This is a genomic window from Streptomyces sp. NPDC041124 (assembly GCF_055592385.1).
This window is the reverse complement of record NZ_JBVIYR010000003.1, coordinates 249,218-265,616: the sequence shown is the minus strand read 5'-3', so window position 1 is coordinate 265,616 and position 16,399 is coordinate 249,218. Positions and strand designations below refer to the sequence as shown.

Below are 16,399 nucleotides of genomic sequence, written 5' to 3'. Positions count from 1 at the left end.
CACGATGAGCAGTACTACGAACCCGTCGACGCAGCACACGTCCACGATCGGCGCGATCGGCGCACCCAGCCGCCGCAACACCGAGCTGGCCCTGCTGATCTTCGCCGTCGTCATCCCGGTCTTCGCCTACGCCAACGTGGGGCTCGCCCTCAGCGACGAGGTGCCGGCCGGGCTGCTGAGCTACGGCCTCGGCCTCGGCCTCATGGCGGGCGTCGGCCACCTCGCCGTCAGGAAGTTCGCCCCGTACGCGGACCCGCTGCTGCTGCCGATCGCGACCCTGCTGAACGGCATCGGCCTGGTCGCCATCTGGCGCCTGGACCACTCGGAGCGCCTCCAGGCGAGCCGGACGTTCGTCGAGGCGGCACCGCGCCAGCTGATGTACTCCGCGCTCGGCGTCGCCCTGTTCGTGGCCGTGCTGTTCTTCCTCAAGGACCACCGCGTCCTGCAGCGCTACACCTACATCTCGATGGCCGGCGCACTGGTGCTGCTGCTCCTGCCGCTGGTTCCGGGACTCGGCCACAACGTCTTCGGCGCCAGGATCTGGATCAAGATTCCCGGTCTCGGCACCCTCCAGCCGGGCGAGTTCGCCAAGATCGTCCTCGCGGTCTTCTTCGCGGGCTACCTCATGGTCAAACGCGACGCCCTGGCCCTCGCCAGCCGCCGCTTCATGGGGCTCTACCTGCCCCGCGGCCGTGACCTCGGCCCGATCATCGTCGTCTGGATCATCTCCATCCTGATCCTCGTCTTCGAGACCGACCTGGGCACCTCGCTGCTGTTCTTCGGCATGTTCGTGATCATGCTGTACGTGGCCACCGAGCGGACCAGCTGGATCGTGTTCGGCCTGCTGATGTCCGCGGTCGGCGCCGTCGGCGTGGCGAGCTTCGAGCCGCACATCCAGACGCGTGTGCAGGCCTGGCTCGACCCGATGCGCGAGTTCGAGCTCAGCCGCGCCGGGGTCCAGGACGGCATCGTCCACTCCGAGCAGGCCATGCAGGCCCTGTGGGCCTTCGGTTCGGGCGGCACCCTCGGCACCGGCTGGGGCCAGGGCAACTCCGATCTCATCGGCTTCGCCGCCAACTCCGACTTCATCCTCGCCACCTTCGGCGAGGAGATCGGCCTGGCCGGCGTCATGGCGCTGATCCTGCTCTACGCGCTGATCGTGGAGCGTGGCGTGCGGACCGCCCTCGCCGCCCGTGACCCGTTCGGCAAGCTGCTCGCCATCGGCCTGTCCGGCGCCTTCGCGCTCCAGGTCTTCGTCGTCGCCGGCGGCGTCATGGGCCTCATCCCGCTGACCGGCATGACGATGCCCTTCCTGGCGTACGGCGGTTCGTCCGTCATCGCCAACTGGGCGCTGATCGGCATCCTGCTCAGGATCAGCGACACCGCCCGCCGGCCGGCGCCCGCCCCCGCCGCCAACCCCGACGCCGAGATGACCCAGGTGGTCCGCCCGTGAACAAGCCCCTGCGCCGGGTCGCGATCTTCTGCGGCCTGCTCATGCTCGCCCTGCTCGTCCGCAACAACTGGATCCAGTACGCCCAGGCCGACAAGCTGAGGACCGACGAGAAGAACCGCCGTGTGGCGATCGAGCGGTACGCCTCGCCGCGCGGCGACATCATCGTCGACGGGGAGCCCATCACCGGGCACAAGGCCACCGACGGCGACTTCGCCTACAAGCGCACCTACAAGAACGGCGCCATGTGGGCGCCGGTCACCGGTTACGTCTCGCAGGCCTTCGGCGCCAACCAGCTGGAGGCCATCGAGGACGGCATCCTCACCGGCAACGACGACCGTCTCTTCTTCCGCAACACGCTCGACATGCTGACGGGCAAGAAGAAGGAGGGCGGCAACGTGGTCACCACCCTCAACGGCGCCGCCCAGAAGGCCGCCTACGAGGGCCTGAGGAAGCAGGGCGGCAAGGGCTCCGTCGTCGCTCTGGAGCCGTCCACCGGCAAGATCCTCGCCCTGGCCTCCTTCCCGTCCTACGACCCGTCCACGATCGCCGGCAACAGCCTCAAGACGGACTCCAAGGCGTGGGAGAAGCTGCAGAAGAAGAACAACCCGGACGACCCGATGCTCAACCGGGCGCTGCGCGAGGTCTACCCGCCCGGCTCGACCTTCAAGGTCGTCACCGCGGCCGCCGCACTGGAGCACGGACTGGTCGAGGACGCGGACCAGAAGACCGACACCCCGCTGCCGTACATCATGAAGGGCACCACGACCGAGCTGAAGAACGACGGCGACCTGCCCTGCAAGGACGCCACCCTGCGCGAGGCGCTGCGGGTGTCCTGCAACACCGTCTTCGGCAAGGCCGGCACCGACATCGGCAACGACAAGATGCTGGAGACGGCCAAGAAGTTCGGTTTCACCGAGGAGCAGTTCACCCCGGTCCGCACCAGCGCCTCCGTGTTCTCCGAGAACATGGAGCCCTCGCAGGTCGCGCTCTCCTCCATCGGCCAGTTCAACACCGCGGCGACCCCGCTGCAGATGGCCATGGTCTCCGCCGCCGTCGCCAACAACGGCACCCTGATGAAGCCGTACATGGTCGACGAACTGCAGGCCCCCAGCCTGGACACCGTCGAGAAGACGGACCCGGAGAAGCTGAGCGAGCCGATGTCGGCGAAGAACGCCCAGATCCTCCAGTCGATGATGGAGACCGTCGTCAACGACGGCACCGGCCGCAACGCGCAGATCGACGGCGTCACCGTCGGCGGCAAGACGGGTACGGCCCAGCACGGCGAGAACAACAGCAAGAACCCCTACGCCTGGTTCATCTCCTACGCCAAGAACAGCGACGGCAGCTCTCCCGTGGCCGTCGCGGTCGTCATCGAGGACGAGGACGCGGTGCGCGGTGACATCTCCGGCGGTGGTCTCGCGGCCCCGATCGCCAAGAGCGTGATGGAGGCGGTCATCAAGGGCAAGCAGTGACCCCGGTCACGTCCGCTTCACATCGGCGCACGTTGCGGTACCGGTCCTGTATCGGCTGACGCACTTGGCCAGGTCACACAAAAAGAGCCGGGTACGGTAGGCCCGGAACGCAGCCTCCGGCCGCACGGACGTGCCGGTCGGGACCGACGGAGAGGGCTGGTAGGTAGCTATGGAAGAGCCGCGTCGCCTAGGCGGCCGGTACGAGCTGGGCCCGGTGCTCGGCCGTGGTGGCATGGCGGAGGTTTACCACGCGCATGACACCAGGCTCGGGCGCCAGGTGGCGGTGAAGACGCTGCGCGCGGACCTCGCACGCGACCCGTCCTTCCAGGCCCGGTTCCGCCGGGAGGCCCAGTCGGCCGCCTCGCTCAACCATCCCGCGATCGTCGCGGTCTACGACACGGGCGAGGACTACATCGACGGGGTGTCCATCCCGTACATCGTCATGGAGTACGTCGACGGCTCCACGCTCCGCGAGCTCCTGCACAGCGGCCGCAAGCTGCTGCCGGAGCGGACGCTGGAGATGACCATCGGCATCCTCCAGGCGCTGGAGTACTCCCACCGGGCCGGGATCGTCCACCGCGACATCAAACCCGCCAACGTCATGCTGACGCGCAACGGCCAGGTCAAGGTCATGGACTTCGGCATCGCCCGCGCGATGGGCGACTCCGGCATGACGATGACGCAGACCGCGGCCGTCATCGGCACCGCGCAGTACCTCTCGCCGGAGCAGGCCAAGGGCGAGCAGGTCGACGCCCGCTCCGACCTGTACTCCACCGGCTGTCTGCTCTACGAACTGCTGACCGTCCGCCCGCCCTTCGTGGGCGACTCCCCGGTCGCGGTCGCCTACCAGCACGTACGGGAGGAGCCGCAGCCGCCGAGCGTCTTCGACCCCGAGATCACGCCCGAGATGGACGCGATCGTCCTGAAGGCACTGGTCAAGGACCCCGACTACCGGTACCAGTCGGCCGACGAGATGCGTGCCGACATCGAAGCCTGCCTCGACGGGCAGCCCGTCGCGGCGACCGCGGCGCTCGGTGCGGTCGGCTACGGCGGCTACCCGGACGACCAGCCGACGACGGCACTGCGCCAGGACGCCGGCCCCGGGGCGGCGACCTCGATGCTGCCCCCGATGAACCCGGACGACGGCGGCTACGGCTACGACGACCGCCAGGGCCGACGCCGCCAGCCGAAGAAGAACAACACCTCGACGATATTGCTGGTCGTGGCGGGCGTCCTGGTCCTCATCGGCGCGATCCTGCTCGGCCGCTGGGCCATCAGCGGTGGCGGCGGCGTGGGCAACGACCGCGTCGCGGCCCCCAGCTTCGTCGGTGAGACGAAGGAGAGCGCCCAGCTGCTCGCCGACAACGCCGACCTGAAGCTCAGCTTCGAGGAGAAGCCCTGCGAGAAGCAGGCCAAGGGCAAGATCTGTTCGCAGAACCCCACGGCCGGCACCGAGATCGACAAGGAGTCCACCGTGAACCTGGTGGTCTCCACCGGGGCACCGAAGGTGGCCGTCCCGAGCGTCGTGGGTGACAAGGTCGACGACGCCAGGGCCGAACTCGAGGGCGAGAAGTACGAGTTCGTCGTCGAGGTCAAGGAGAAGGTGGACGCCCAGGAACCCGGCACCGTCCTCAAGCAGGATCCGGGGCTCGGCGCCGAGGTGGAGAAGGGCACCACCATCACCCTCACCGTGGCCAAGGAGCAGGCCAAGTCGACCGTCCCGGACGTCACCAACCAGAGCTGTGACGCCGCCAAGGCGCAGATGACGGCGAACGACCTCGTCGGCAACTGCACCGAGGAAGAGGTCGACGACCCCAACCAGGCCGGCAAGGTCCTGCGCACCACCCCGTCGGCGAACACCCAGGTGGACAAGAACTCCCAGGTGACGATCATCGTCGGCAAGGCGAAGCAGAACGAGAAGGTCGCCGTGCCGAACGTCAACGGCCAGACGCTCCGGGACGCCCAGCGGATGCTCCAGGAGGCCGGGCTCGCGGTCGGCAACGTCGGCCCCGCGCAGGACCCCAACTCCCGCGTGATCGCCTCCAACCCGGGTCAGGGCAACCCGGTCGACAAGGGCTCGAAGGTCGACCTGGTCACCGTCGACCAGGGCGGCAACAACGGCGGCGGCGGCCTCTTCGGCGGCCCCGGCGGCTAGGACGGCCGGCCGTCCGGGATCCCGCACGGCACACGGCAGGAGCCCCGGTCCTCATCGGATGAGGACCGGGGCTCCTGCCGTCGCGGGTCGCCCCGCGGAACGTCAGCCCAGTTCCGCCGGCGGTGTGCGGTTCTCGTCCACCTTCTCCGTGCGGACGAGTTCGCCCCAGACGATGTAGCGGTACTTGCTCGTGTAGACCGGCGTGCAGGTCGTCAGCGTGATGTAGTGGCCGGCCTTCTTCTTGCCGGACTCCTCCGGGATCTTGCCGAGGACGTCGACGTTGTACTTCGAGGTCTCGGGGAGGATCGCGTAGGTCTTGTAGACGTACCACGTGTCCTTCGTCTCGAAGACGATCGGATCGCCCTCCTGGATCTTGTGGATGCCATGGAACTTCGCGCCGTGGCCGTCCCGGTGGGCCGCGAGGGAGAAGTTGCCCTTCTCGCCCGAGGTCGGCAGGGTCGCCTTCACGGGGTCGGTGTAGTAGCCGGCGACGCCGTCGTTGAGGACCTTCATCGAGGTGCCCTTCTCGACCAGGATCTCGTCGCCGGTCATGGCGGGCACGTGGAGGAAGCCGATGCCGTTCCCGCTGTCGTAGGAGGCGGGCCCGCCGCTGCCCCCGCCGTTCCCCGGCCCGTCGGCCCAGGCGTCACGGACCTTGTCCGCCTGCTTGCCCGCCTCACGGTCCGCGACGACGTTCGTCCACCACAGCGAGTAGGCGACGAAGAGGCCGAGCACCAGGCCCGCGGTGATGAGGAGTTCACCGAAGAAGCTGACGACCATCGCCACCGGCCCCATGCGACGCCGGGGACGTGCCCGCGGCGTCGGGGACGCGGACGGGTCGGTGTGCTGTTCGGTGTCGTCGGCGGTCGCTGCCACGTTTCCTCTGCCCTTAACTGACGAGCGCATCAGGCTTGCCCTTGCTGCGCGGCCGTTCCTCGACCATCTTGCCCCAGACGATCAAGCGGTACTTGCTGGTGAACTCCGGGGTGCACGTGGTCAGCGTGATGTAGCGGCCCGGTCCGGTGAAGCCCGATCCCTTCGGGACGGGGTCCAGGACGCTCACGTTGCTGGGCGGCGTCACCGGCAACATGGACGCCATCTTGTAGACGAAGTACTCGCCCTGCGTCTCCACGACGATCGGGTCGCCCGGCTCCAGCCGGTTGATGTACCGGAACGGCTCCCCGTGCGTGTTGCGGTGGCCGGCCAGCCCGAAGTTGCCCGTCTTGGCGTCCGGCATCGCCGTCCTGAGCGCACCCTCCGCGTAATGGCCCACCATGCCCCGGTCGAGCACCTTCTTGCTGTTGATGCCCTCCGCGATCGGCACCACCACGTCCAGTTTGGGAATGTGCAGCAGCGCGAAGCCCTGACCCGGCTCGAACGCTCCCGGGGTGCGCTCGCCGTTCTCCCAGTCCTTCTGGAGGTCGCTGGCCTCCTGGCCGGCCTGCGCCTGCGCCCGTACGTTGGTCCACCACAGCTGGTAGGTGACGAACAGCAGCATCAGCACCCCGCAGGTGATGAACACCTCGCCGATGGCCCGGCTCGCCACGACCGCCGGGCTCGCCTTGCGGGCTCGCGCCTGCCGGCGCGCCTCCATCCGGGACAGCGGCGCCCCGGAAGCCCCGCCGGAGGCCTCTGAGAGCCCTTCTCGGTCCTCTGCCGCCCCTGACCCCACCGCTGCCCTGTGCGGGCCTCCACGGCGCCCGTGGCGCTTCCTGGCGGCCTTCCTGCGGGCCGCGCGGCCGCCGGTCGCCACCGCCGCGGGATCCTCGCGCTGCGGCGGTTCGGGGATCCGCAGCGCCACCGTCTCCTCGTCGACCGGTGGCAGGTACGCCGTGCTGTCGCCGGCACCGCCGTGCGCGCCGGGAGCCGCCGTGCCGTGGGAGGCGCCGTGCGCCGCCGTGTGGTCGTACCAGCCGTCCCCGTACGCACCCGGCGCCCCGTACGGCTGCCCGCCGTACGAGGTGCCCTGGTCGCCGACGCCATAGGCCCCGGACTCGCGCTCGGGGCGCAGCGCGGTCACGCCGTGGACCTGCCCACCACCGGGGCGAGCCCCGCCGACCTCGCCACCGCGCCCTCGTCCCCGCACTCCGTCAGCCAGTTGGCCAGCATCCGGTGGCCGTGCTCGGTCAGCACCGACTCGGGGTGGAACTGCACTCCCTCGACCGCGAGTTCCCGGTGCCGCAGCCCCATCACGATGCCGTCCGGCGTGCGGGCCGTGACCTCCAGCTCCGCCGGGACCGTGGCCGGCTCGGCGGCCAGCGAGTGGTAGCGGGTCGCCGTGAACGGTGACGGCAGACCGGCGAAGACGCCCTTGCCCTCGTGCGTCACCGGCGAGGTCTTGCCGTGCAGGAGTTCGGGGGCGCGGTTCACCACGCCGCCGTACGCCACCTGCATCGACTGCATGCCGAGACAGACGCCGAAGACCGGCACGCCGGTCGACGCGCAGTGCCGCACCATGTCCACACAAACCCCGGCCTCCTCGGGAGTGCCGGGACCGGGAGACAGCAACACCCCGTCGAAGCCGTCCTGAGCGTGCTCCGTCGACACCTCGTCGTTGCGCAAAACCTCGCACTCGGCGCCCAACTGGTACAGGTACTGGACCAGGTTGAAGACGAAGCTGTCGTAGTTGTCGACGACGAGGATGCGCGCGCTCACTGGTTGTCCACCGTGACGTCGTTGAAGGGCAGCAGCGGCTCGGCCCACGGAAAGACGTACTGGAAGAGGACGTAGACCGCGGCGGTGATCAGTACCAGTGAGATGAGTGCCCGCACCCATCCGTTGCCCGGCAGATGCCGCCAGATCCAGCTGTACATGCCGTCCCTTCCGTCGTACCACGGCATCAGACCCACGCCGTACGCCAACAGGGTAACGGCGCGGCCCCTCCGGTTTCAGGCGTCCGCGAGCTGTGCGAAGTCCGTACGAGCCCGGCCGCCGTACCCATCTGTACGCGGCGCGGGGCCGATCACCTCGATGTCCCGGCATGTTCCACGTGAAACATCGGCGGGGCCCGGCCGGGGCCGGCCGCGCTCGAGGGCCGCTCTACTCCACGGGCTCGGCGTAGTGCAGGTCCACCGTGCCGGAGTAACCGGGCAGCGTCACCGTGCCCTCGTCCTCGACCTTCCAGCCGAGGCCGTACACATTGACGTACACCATGTAGTTCTGGATCGCCGGCGACGCCGCGAGCGCCTTCTTCAGCTTCCCCGGGTCCCCGACCGCCGTGATCTTGTACGGCGGCGAGTAGACGCGGCCCTGGAGGATCAGGGTGTTGCCCACACAGCGCACGGCGCTGGTGGAGATCAGCCGCTGGTCCATGACCTTGATACCCTCGGCGCCGCCCTGCCACATCGCGTTCACCACGGCCTGGAGGTCCTGCTGGTGGATGACCAGGTAGTCGGGCTGGGGCTCGGGGTAGCCGGGGAGCTTGGCGGTGGCGTCCGGCGGGGCGTCGTTCAGGGTGACCGTGACCGCCTCGCCCTTGAGCTTCTGCGTGCCGGCGCGTTCCTCCAGGGCGGCGAGCTTGTCGTCCTCCGCCTCGGTGCTGCCGTCGTCGCGCTCGGCGAGGGCCTCGATGTCCCCGCGCAGCGCGCCGTTGGACTCCTCGAGCTCACCGTTCTTGCGGCTGCGCTCGTGGATCAGGTCGGAGAGCTTCAGCAGCGAGGCGTCCGTGCGGATGTTGGTGCCCTTGGCGGTGTCGAAGCTGGTGAAGAAGATGAGTCCCGCCAGAGCGAAGACACCCGCGGTGAGGATCCGCACGGGCCTCAGACGGCGTCGCCGGGCAGGACTGGATCCCGGTCCGGGGAAGTCGGCAGAATTGCTCAACGTACCCTTATCTCCTTCGGCGCCGCGGAAGCACTACGCTAACGGACGCCCGGGGGAGCGCTCAGAGTCCCCTTGTACGCTGCTCCGAGCCCGACCCAGTTCCCTGCGCGGCCACGCAGCGCATCGACAGGAGAGACTCTCGTGCCGAAGTCACGTATCCGCAAGAAGGCCGACTACACACCGCCGCCGGCCAAGCAGACGACCGCGCTCAAGCTGACCAACCGCGCCTGGGTCGCGCCGGTGATGCTGGCCCTGTTCCTCATCGGTCTGGCCTGGATCGTCGTTTTCTACGTCACCGACGGCTCGCTGCCCATCGACGCCCTGGGCAACTGGAACATCGTGGTGGGCTTCGGGTTCATCGCCGCCGGATTCGGCGTCTCGACGCAGTGGAAGTAGCGCTCACCGCACGGTGAGCGGGGTCCTGTCCGGAGCCGTTCGTCAGCTCTGGGCAGGACTATCCCCTGAGTTATCCACAGGCCTTGTCCACATGTGGACAGAAAACTCGATCTGTGGATAACCCTTCGAGGGTTGACGCCGGTGTGACAGAAACACCAGCAACCGAAAACCTGTTCGTAAACCCTCTGACCTGCGTAAAGACAAGCCGGACAGGTGAGGGACGGGGCTCCGCGCACCCTGTGCACAAGATCCGCCACCTTCTGTGGACAACCTTGTTCCTCAGGTGAGCTGCGCGGTCCTCAGCAGAGTCAGCACCACGACAGCGGCCAGCACCAGCCCACAGGTGCCGAACTGCACCAGCGCCCGCCGTTCCCGGGGGGCGTGGACCATGGCGTATCCGATCACCACGCCGGCGACGAACCCTCCCAGGTGGGCCTGCCAGGCGATGTTGCTCCAGCCGATGGTGATGATCACGTTGATGGCCAGCAGCGCGATGATCGGGCGCATGTCCTGGTCGAGCCGGCGCATCAGTACGGCGATCGCGCCGAACAGACCGAAGATCGCACCGGACGCGCCGAGAGAGGCCGTGCTGCCCGAGGCCAGTACATAGGTCAGGGCACTGCCCGCGAGGCCCGAGACCAGATAGAGCGCGAGGAAGCGGGCCCGGCCGAGAGCCTCCTCCAGCGGTCCGCCGAGCCACCACAGGCCGAGCATGTTGAAGGCGATGTGCCAGATCTCCTCATGCGTGAACATCGAGGTGAACAGGCGGTACCACTCACCCAGGGCCACACCGTCCCGGGGCAGGAACGGATCCGGCGGCCAGACACCGACCAGCACGAGCGGATTCAGCAGCGACGGCCGGATCTGCACGGCGATGAACACCGCGAGGTTGACCGCCAGGAGGATCTTGGTGAGCAGCCGGGGGTCCGCCGCGACCGTTCCGCCCGCGATCGTGCGGGGCAGGGAGGCGGAGGGCGCGTGGCCCGTGCCCGAGCCGGTGCGGACGCACTCCGGACACTGGAATCCCACGGAGGCGTTGACCATGCACTCCGGGCAGATCGGCCGCTCGCACCGGGTGCAGCGGATACCGGTCTCCCGGTCCGGGTGGCGATAGCAGACAGGGAGACGCTGGGCGTCCTGCGCGCTGCCGGCAGCCTGGTCGTCCATGGCGTCCCCTAGGTCGTGTGGAAAAGCCCCGCCCCGCCCATCCTTACGGATGAGCGGGGCGATTGGTTCCCTTCGAGGGCTTTCGCACTCCGGGGACGAGGTGGTCAGCCCTCGCGGATCTCGACCGACTCGATCACCACGTCGTTCACCGGACGGTCGGTGCGCGGGTTGGTCTGCGTCGCCGCGATGGTGTCGATGACCTTCTGGCTCGCGGCGTCGGTGACCTCACCGAAAATGGTGTGCTTGCGGTTCAGCCACGCCGTCGGGGAGACGGTGATGAAGAACTGCGAGCCGTTGGTGCCGGGCCCGGCGTTGGCCATCGCCAGCAGGTACGGCTTGTCGAAGCGCAGGTCCGGGTGGAACTCGTCCTCGAACTGGTAGCCGGGACCACCGGTGCCGTTGCCCAGCGGGTCACCGCCCTGGATCATGAAGCCGCTGATCACCCGGTGGAAGACCGTACCGTCGTAGAGCTTGTCCGTGGACTTCTTACCGGTCTGGGGGTGGGTCCACTCCCGCTCGCCCTTGGCGAGCTCGACGAAGTTCTTGACCGTGATCGGCGCGTGGTTCGGGAAGAGCCGGACCTCGATGTTGCCGTGATTGGTCTTCAGGGTGGCGTGGAGCTGCTCAGCCACGATGTGCCTTCCGTTGTCTTTCCGTGACTCCCTGATCCTCGCACGGACGGGGCGCCCAGTCGCCCGGCCTGCGGACACAGGAGGGCAACCGGGCCGTCCGGCTAGCCGAAATCAGGCCGGGTACCCCCGTGACGGGGGCGTGTGGCGGCGATCCGTGGCATGGTCGACGTCAAGCTCCCGATGCTCCTGATTCATCCGCTATTGCACTCGATAGCGCCATCGATCCACTTCACCGGCACCCGTATGCCCGTCCGCGCATGACTCACAGCGACCCGGCAGGCATGATCCGTAAAAGGGTGGAAAGTCGAAATACCGTACGCCACCGAGGAGGAGGAACCCGTGACCCGCATCGACAGCGTGCGCGCCGCGACCGGTTCGGCGAAGGAGAGCGTGCTGCACGCCGCGGAAGTGGTGGCGCCCTACGCCGACACGGCCAAGGTCAGGGCCGCACACTACGCACAGGAAGCTCGCGTACGGCTGGCGCCCAAGGTGACGCAGGCCGCCGGACAGGCCCGCGTCCAGTACGGCACCCATGTACAGCCGTACCTGGAACAGGCACGGACGCATGTACCACCGGCGGTCGACAAGGCCGCCCACCAGGCGGCCGTCCGCACTCGCACGGCCGCTCGGCAGGCGGCTGACTACTCCCGCCCTGTGATCGAGCAGGCGATGGCCGCAGCCGGCCCCGCGAAGGAAGAGGCAGCGGCCCGCAGTGCGGCGGCGCTGGCCGCCCTGCGGGGTCAGGTGTCGGCCCAGCAGATCCAGAAGCTCGTCCGCAAGCAGCAGCGGCGGGCGAAGGCCGGCCGTGCCGCGAGGACGGTCCTGATCCTGGGCGCCGTGGCCGGCGGTGCCTTCGCCGTCTGGAAGTGGTGGGACAAGCAGGCCAACCCCGACTGGCTGGTGGAGCCGCCCGCCGCGACGGACGTCTCGGGCTCGTCGAAGCTGACGTCGGTGGACGGCAGCGATCTGAGCGCTCTCGACCCCGAGGTCGAAGCCAAGGAGGCCGCGGAGGAGGCTGCCAAGCGCGACGAGACCTGACGGGCCACGCCACCGTCAACGGCGCGGTGGGGCAGTCGACTTGCGTGTCGCCTGCCCCACCGCGCCGTTTCACGTGAAACGAAAAACCCCTCCCCCCGCGTTCTCGCAGGTGGGAGGGGTTTGCTTGTGGAGCCTAGGGGAGTCGAACCCCTGACATCTGCCATGCAAAGACAGCGCTCTACCAACTGAGCTAAGGCCCCGAAGGAAAGCGTCCACCAGGAAGAACACTTCTCGGCGGGCGCTCGGGACCAGAGTACCGGGTCCCCCCGGGGATTCCGCAAAAAGATTGGGGGTCCCCGTGACCGACCACTCTCCGTAAGATGCTCGGCGTGGTTCGCTACAGCGAACCACGGTTCATGGGGAAGCGATGGGGAGACGCAATGGACGCCGCACAGCAGGAAGCCACCGCCAGAGCGCGGGAACTGCAGCGGAATTGGTACGGGGAGCCGCTGGGGACGCTCTTCCGTAGGCTCATAGACGACCTGGGTCTCAATCAGGCTCGTCTGGCGGGGGTGCTGGGACTGTCCGCGCCGATGCTGTCGCAGCTGATGAGCGGCCAGCGGGCGAAGATCGGCAATCCCGCGGTGGTCCAGCGGGTGCAGCTGCTGCAGGACCTGGCGGGGCAGGTCGCCGACGGCAGCGTCAGCGCGGCCGAGGCGACCGAGCGCATGGAGGAGATCAAGAAGTCCCAGGGGGGTTCGATGCTCAGCAACACCACTCAGACGACGAGCAGTTCAGGGGCGCCCACGGTCAAGCGGGTGGTCCGCGAGATCCAGTCCCTGCTGCGCTCGGTCGCGGCCGCCGGCGACATCATCGACGCTGCCGACACCCTCGCTCCCACCCACCCCGAACTGGCCGAGTTCCTCCGGGTCTACGGCGCCGGCCGCACCTCCGACGCGGTCACGCACTACCAGTCCCACCAGAACTGACCTCGCTGTCCGGCGGCCGCAGGGGGCTCGGCTGCCGGAGACCCCGGGATGCCGGGCGGGGGAGACTCACGCGAGGAAGACACGGGGGACACGGGGGATACAGGGGGAGTCGTCTCGCTCGTAAAAGGGGAGGGACAGGGGGACACCTCAGGGGGAGGAGCGACGCACTGCCATGGGTGAGGTCTTCGCCGGCCGGTACGAACTGGTCGACCCGATCGGGCGCGGGGGCGTCGGCGCCGTCTGGCGCGCCTGGGACCACCGCCGTCGCCGTTATGTGGCCGCCAAGGTCCTGCTGCAGAGCGACGCCCACTCACTGCTCCGCTTCGTCCGCGAGCAGGCACTGCGGATCGATCACCCCCATGTTCTCGCTCCCACCAGCTGGGCCGCCGACGACGACAAGGTCCTGTTCACCATGGATCTGGTCACCGGTGGTTCTCTGGTCCACCTGGTCGGCGACTACGGTCCCCTGCCGCCCGCGTTCGTCTGCACGCTGCTCGACCAGCTGCTGGCGGGCCTTGCCGCGGTGCACGCGGAGGATGTCGTACACCGTGACGTCAAACCCGCCAACGTGCTCCTGGAGGCCACTGGAACGGGCAGGCCACGGCTGCGACTGTCCGACTTCGGCATCGCGATGCGCCTGGGCGAACCCCGGCTGACCGAGACCAATCTGGTGGTGGGCACACCGGGCTATCTCGCGCCGGAGCAGATGATGGGTGCGGAGCCGGACTTCCCCTCCGACCTGTTCGCCGTGGGTCTGGTGGCGCTCTATCTGCTGGAGGGCGCCAGACCGGACGCCAAGGCCCTCATCCAATACTTCGCCGATCACGGCACGCCGGGCGCCCCCCAGGGCATGCCTGAGCCGCTGTGGCAGGTCGTGGCCACGCTGCTCCAGCCGGACCCCGCGGCGCGGTTCCGCACGGCGACGGGGGCGCGCAAGGCGCTCGCCGCGGCCGCCGAGCTGCTGCCGGAACCCGGCCCCGACGACGAACTGATCGAGATCTTCGACCAACTCGGTCCCCTACCCACGGGCTTCGCCGCGGACGGCCCGCTGAAGCGGGCCTCGGGTGTGCGGTCGGGAGGGAGCGGTGCGTCCCCGCCGGCGCACGCCACCGGTGAGGAGCCGGCCCTCCGCACCGATGAGGAGGGGGCCGGACGCGGGTCTCGCGCCGGAAGCGGCGAGGGCGCCGCCGAGGGCGCGTACGGCCGGGGCACACACGGCACGGGCACCCCCGACGGATCGGCCGGCCCCGTGCCCGCCCGGCCGGACGCGGACGCCCCGGAGGCGCCCGGACCGGACCACGACACGGGCGGTGGCGGTGGTCCCGCACCCGCCGGTCCACGCCGCAGCGCCGTCTCCCCCGCGACACCGTCCGGATCCTCCCCGCGGCCCCCCGGCATGTCCGAGACGGGCAGTTTCCCCCTGGCACCGCCACGGAGCACGGACACCTCCCCTCCCGTGCCGGCTCCGCCTCCCCCCGCACACGCCCCTCGGAACCCGCAACAGGAACAGCACGCCACACCGCACGGGGCGTCCGACGCCGCTCACTCCGTCTCCCCCCACGACCCGACTCATCCCTCGCGCTCCCCCCGCTCGTCCCCCTCACTGCCGACCGCGCATCACGACCCCTCCACTGCTGAATACACCGCCCGGACCCCGCAGGTTCCGCCTCCGGGCGCGGCAATGTCCCGGCACGGCACCGCCCAGCCCCGGTCGCACCGCCGGCGCCGCCGCCGGCCCGGGCCATCGGCGAAGGTGGCCGTCCCTGTCCTGCTCCTGGCGCTCGCCTGTTACGCCGTGGGCTTCTGGGCCCTCACGCGGATCTGAACCCCGCCGCCTACGGGGCGGCCCGCCGACGGGCCACCAGGGTCCACACGCCGAGTCCCACCAACAGTGCGCTTCCGGTGCCGATGCCGCCCGCCGCGAGCACCCGGTACGCGGCGCCGTCGCCCGCGCTCCCGCCTCCGGCCGCCGCCTTGCGGTCGTCCCCCGTGACCGTGAAGACGTCCGCGGGTACGGGCTGCCCCGCGTAGCCGGGTCCGTCCTGGGGCACGCCGTCCAGCCCCACCCGCAGGGTCAGGGGCACCGGCCCGGCACCGAAGTCGTCGGCGACCTCCGGCGTGAGGTGCGCGACGAGGTAGTAGGAGCCGGCGAACCGTGTCGCCGTGATCTGCCGGCCGGAGGAGTACCGGTTGGCGTGCGCGACCGGTGGCAGCGGCGCGAGGCTCCTGGACTTCTGGCCGCCGCCGTAGCCGAGGCCCAGGTCGTCGACGCGGCCGCGGGCGGGGTTGTAGAGGTCCAGGTCCAGCGCGGCGGCGACGTATCCGCCGGGGTCCGGGTCCGAACCGCCCAGCTCGGCCGTGACGTGGAGTTGCCGGCCCCAGTCGACGGGAACCTTGTAGAAGAGCGTCTGGCCGGGACGTATGTCGTCCCGCCACACTCCCTCGCCGAGCGCGGTGGCCAGGGCGAAGCCCGCACCGCCCGCTCGCCTCCGCGGCTCCCCCGTGACGGGGGAGGGCGGGGCGGAGCTCCCGTTCCCGGGCGCGCTCGTGGCGCCGTTCGTCCCCAGCACGGGCTCCGTCACCGTGGTGAGCTCCGTCTCCCAGGCGTCGGGGGAGGAGTTCCGGCCGTCCGGGTCGGCCCGCTCGACGGTCACGTAGTACGTACCGGGGTTGTCGCACGGGGACCTCCTGGGCGAGATCTCCCTCATGGCCCACGCGGTGACCGGGTGGGGGCTGCCTCCGGCACCGAAGCTCGCCGTGTCCACGTCGCAGGAGCGGCCGTCGCTGTTCCGCAAGGACACCTTGACCCCGTCGGTGACGGGGGCGTCGCGGCCGGCCGGGGGGACCGCGGTGACGGAGGCGTAGAGGTTCGTGGTGCCGTCGAGGCGCAGCCGGTAATGGACCTTGCCGGACGGCGGGAGGGTGCTCCGGTAGGCGCGGCCGGGCACCAGTTCCACGGCGTCCGCGGTGCTCACGGCACCGTCGATCGTCCGCGCGTCCTCGGAGAAGGCGTAGGTTCCGGGGTCCGCGGACCACCCCACGGTCGCGGGCGGACCCGACCGGGGAGCCCCGGCGAGCCCGGTGGCGTCGCCGGCGGGGCCGGCCCTCCCGAGGGCCGAGGCCTCCTGTCCCGGCAGAGCGCCCCCCAGCCCCAGCAGCACCGCCAGGCCCGCGCACCCGGCGGCCAGGCGCCGGCCACGCCGGGTTCCCGCCCGCCCCCGCGCCGTACACTGCCGTCCCCTCACGCGCCACCCCTCGTCGCTGCCGGACGTCGCACCGTGTCGCCCATCCTGCCCCCTGGACGCGGGCCCCGGACAAGGTGCCGGCACACACGAAAC

Annotated in this window: 15 protein-coding genes and 1 tRNA gene; 7 read left to right on the top strand and 9 right to left on the bottom strand. The window is 69.8% G+C overall.

From position 1 onward, the window contains the following. Positions 1-4: 4 nt before the first annotated feature. From ACZ6A9_RS09460 to pknB, 3 genes are all read left to right on the top strand, one after another. On the top strand, positions 5-1,453 hold the full coding sequence (locus ACZ6A9_RS09460; protein ID WP_468981476.1) for an FtsW/RodA/SpoVE family cell cycle protein: 1,449 nt from the start codon (positions 5-7) through the stop codon (positions 1,451-1,453). Continuing rightward, on the top strand, positions 1,450-2,925 hold the full coding sequence (locus tag ACZ6A9_RS09455) for a peptidoglycan D,D-transpeptidase FtsI family protein (RefSeq protein ID WP_468981470.1): 1,476 nt from the start codon (positions 1,450-1,452) through the stop codon (positions 2,923-2,925). Before ACZ6A9_RS09460 ends, ACZ6A9_RS09455 begins: the two co-directional genes overlap by 4 nt. A gap of 169 nt (positions 2,926-3,094) precedes the next feature. Then, the gene (gene pknB / locus ACZ6A9_RS09450) at positions 3,095-5,080 is read left to right on the top strand and encodes a Stk1 family PASTA domain-containing Ser/Thr kinase (protein WP_468981465.1); all 1,986 of its coding nucleotides are present in this window, start codon (positions 3,095-3,097) and stop codon (positions 5,078-5,080) included. A 102-nt stretch (positions 5,081-5,182) separates the two neighbouring features. Here pknB and ACZ6A9_RS09445 read toward each other — a convergent pair whose 3' ends face one another. The 5 genes from ACZ6A9_RS09445 to ACZ6A9_RS09425 form a co-directional block, all read right to left on the bottom strand. Continuing rightward, entirely contained in the window at positions 5,183-5,956 is a 774-nt protein-coding gene (locus tag ACZ6A9_RS09445) for a class E sortase (RefSeq protein WP_468981460.1), read from the bottom strand. Between the two features lie 13 nt (positions 5,957-5,969). Then, on the bottom strand, positions 5,970-7,100 hold the full coding sequence (locus ACZ6A9_RS09440) for a class E sortase (RefSeq protein ID WP_468981456.1): 1,131 nt from the start codon (positions 7,098-7,100) through the stop codon (positions 5,970-5,972). Next, positions 7,097-7,735 (bottom strand): aminodeoxychorismate/anthranilate synthase component II, encoded by a 639-nt coding sequence (locus ACZ6A9_RS09435; RefSeq protein ID WP_468981453.1) that lies wholly within the window; start codon positions 7,733-7,735, stop codon positions 7,097-7,099. The genes ACZ6A9_RS09440 and ACZ6A9_RS09435 overlap by 4 nt, the downstream gene beginning before the upstream one ends. Then, the gene (locus ACZ6A9_RS09430) at positions 7,732-7,920 is read right to left on the bottom strand and encodes a hypothetical protein (RefSeq protein WP_468982898.1); all 189 of its coding nucleotides are present in this window, start codon (positions 7,918-7,920) and stop codon (positions 7,732-7,734) included. The genes ACZ6A9_RS09435 and ACZ6A9_RS09430 overlap by 4 nt, the downstream gene beginning before the upstream one ends. A 199-nt stretch (positions 7,921-8,119) precedes the next feature. Then, positions 8,120-8,899 carry a DUF881 domain-containing protein gene (locus tag ACZ6A9_RS09425; protein WP_468981446.1) on the bottom strand — a complete coding sequence of 260 codons (780 nt, stop codon included), beginning with the start codon at positions 8,897-8,899 and terminating at the stop codon, positions 8,120-8,122. Positions 8,900-9,040: 141 nt separating this feature from the next. Between ACZ6A9_RS09425 and crgA the strand changes: the two genes are divergently transcribed. Further along, positions 9,041-9,295 (top strand): cell division protein CrgA, encoded by a 255-nt coding sequence (gene crgA / locus ACZ6A9_RS09420; protein ID WP_030215376.1) that lies wholly within the window; start codon positions 9,041-9,043, stop codon positions 9,293-9,295. A gap of 279 nt (positions 9,296-9,574) precedes the next feature. Here crgA and ACZ6A9_RS09415 read toward each other — a convergent pair whose 3' ends face one another. Continuing rightward, complete coding sequence (locus ACZ6A9_RS09415) at positions 9,575-10,462, bottom strand: rhomboid family intramembrane serine protease (protein WP_468981441.1); 888 nt, start codon at positions 10,460-10,462, stop codon at positions 9,575-9,577. Positions 10,463-10,566: 104 nt separating this feature from the next. Continuing rightward, a complete protein-coding gene (locus tag ACZ6A9_RS09410; protein WP_228966260.1) occupies positions 10,567-11,094 on the bottom strand; it encodes a peptidylprolyl isomerase in 528 nt (175 codons plus the stop codon). A 339-nt stretch (positions 11,095-11,433) separates the two neighbouring features. Here ACZ6A9_RS09410 and ACZ6A9_RS09405 point away from each other — a divergent pair, with 339 nt between their 5' ends. Then, entirely contained in the window at positions 11,434-12,132 is a 699-nt protein-coding gene (locus tag ACZ6A9_RS09405) for a DUF5324 family protein (protein ID WP_468981429.1), read from the top strand. A 127-nt stretch (positions 12,133-12,259) separates the two neighbouring features. Here ACZ6A9_RS09405 and ACZ6A9_RS09400 read toward each other — a convergent pair. Continuing rightward, positions 12,260-12,332 (bottom strand) — tRNA-Ala (locus ACZ6A9_RS09400). Between the two features lie 180 nt (positions 12,333-12,512). Between ACZ6A9_RS09400 and ACZ6A9_RS09395 the strand changes: the two genes are divergently transcribed. Then, the gene (locus ACZ6A9_RS09395) at positions 12,513-13,061 is read left to right on the top strand and encodes a helix-turn-helix domain-containing protein (protein WP_468981425.1); all 549 of its coding nucleotides are present in this window, start codon (positions 12,513-12,515) and stop codon (positions 13,059-13,061) included. A gap of 172 nt (positions 13,062-13,233) precedes the next feature. Then, positions 13,234-14,886, top strand: a complete 1,653-nt coding sequence (locus ACZ6A9_RS09390) for a serine/threonine-protein kinase (RefSeq protein ID WP_468981420.1) — start codon at positions 13,234-13,236, stop codon at positions 14,884-14,886. A 10-nt stretch (positions 14,887-14,896) separates the two neighbouring features. Here ACZ6A9_RS09390 and ACZ6A9_RS09385 read toward each other — a convergent pair whose 3' ends face one another. Further along, entirely contained in the window at positions 14,897-16,306 is a 1,410-nt protein-coding gene (locus tag ACZ6A9_RS09385) for a hypothetical protein (RefSeq protein WP_468981413.1), read from the bottom strand. Positions 16,307-16,399: the final 93 nt, after the last annotated feature.

Bases quoted from the DNA above. Each gene is read 5' to 3' on its own strand.
- ACZ6A9_RS09395 (WP_468981425.1), top strand. From the start codon at position 12,513: ATGGACGCCGCACAGCAGGAAGCCACCGCCAGAGCGCGGGAACTGCAG.
- ACZ6A9_RS09460 (WP_468981476.1), top strand. From the start codon at position 5: ATGAGCAGTACTACGAACCCGTCGACGCAGCACACGTCCACGATCGGC.
- ACZ6A9_RS09415 (WP_468981441.1), bottom strand. From the start codon at position 10,462: ATGGACGACCAGGCTGCCGGCAGCGCGCAGGACGCCCAGCGTCTCCCT.
- ACZ6A9_RS09430 (WP_468982898.1), bottom strand. From the start codon at position 7,920: ATGCCGTGGTACGACGGAAGGGACGGCATGTACAGCTGGATCTGGCGG.
- ACZ6A9_RS09390 (WP_468981420.1), top strand. From the start codon at position 13,234: ATGGGTGAGGTCTTCGCCGGCCGGTACGAACTGGTCGACCCGATCGGG.
- pknB (WP_468981465.1), top strand. From the start codon at position 3,095: ATGGAAGAGCCGCGTCGCCTAGGCGGCCGGTACGAGCTGGGCCCGGTG.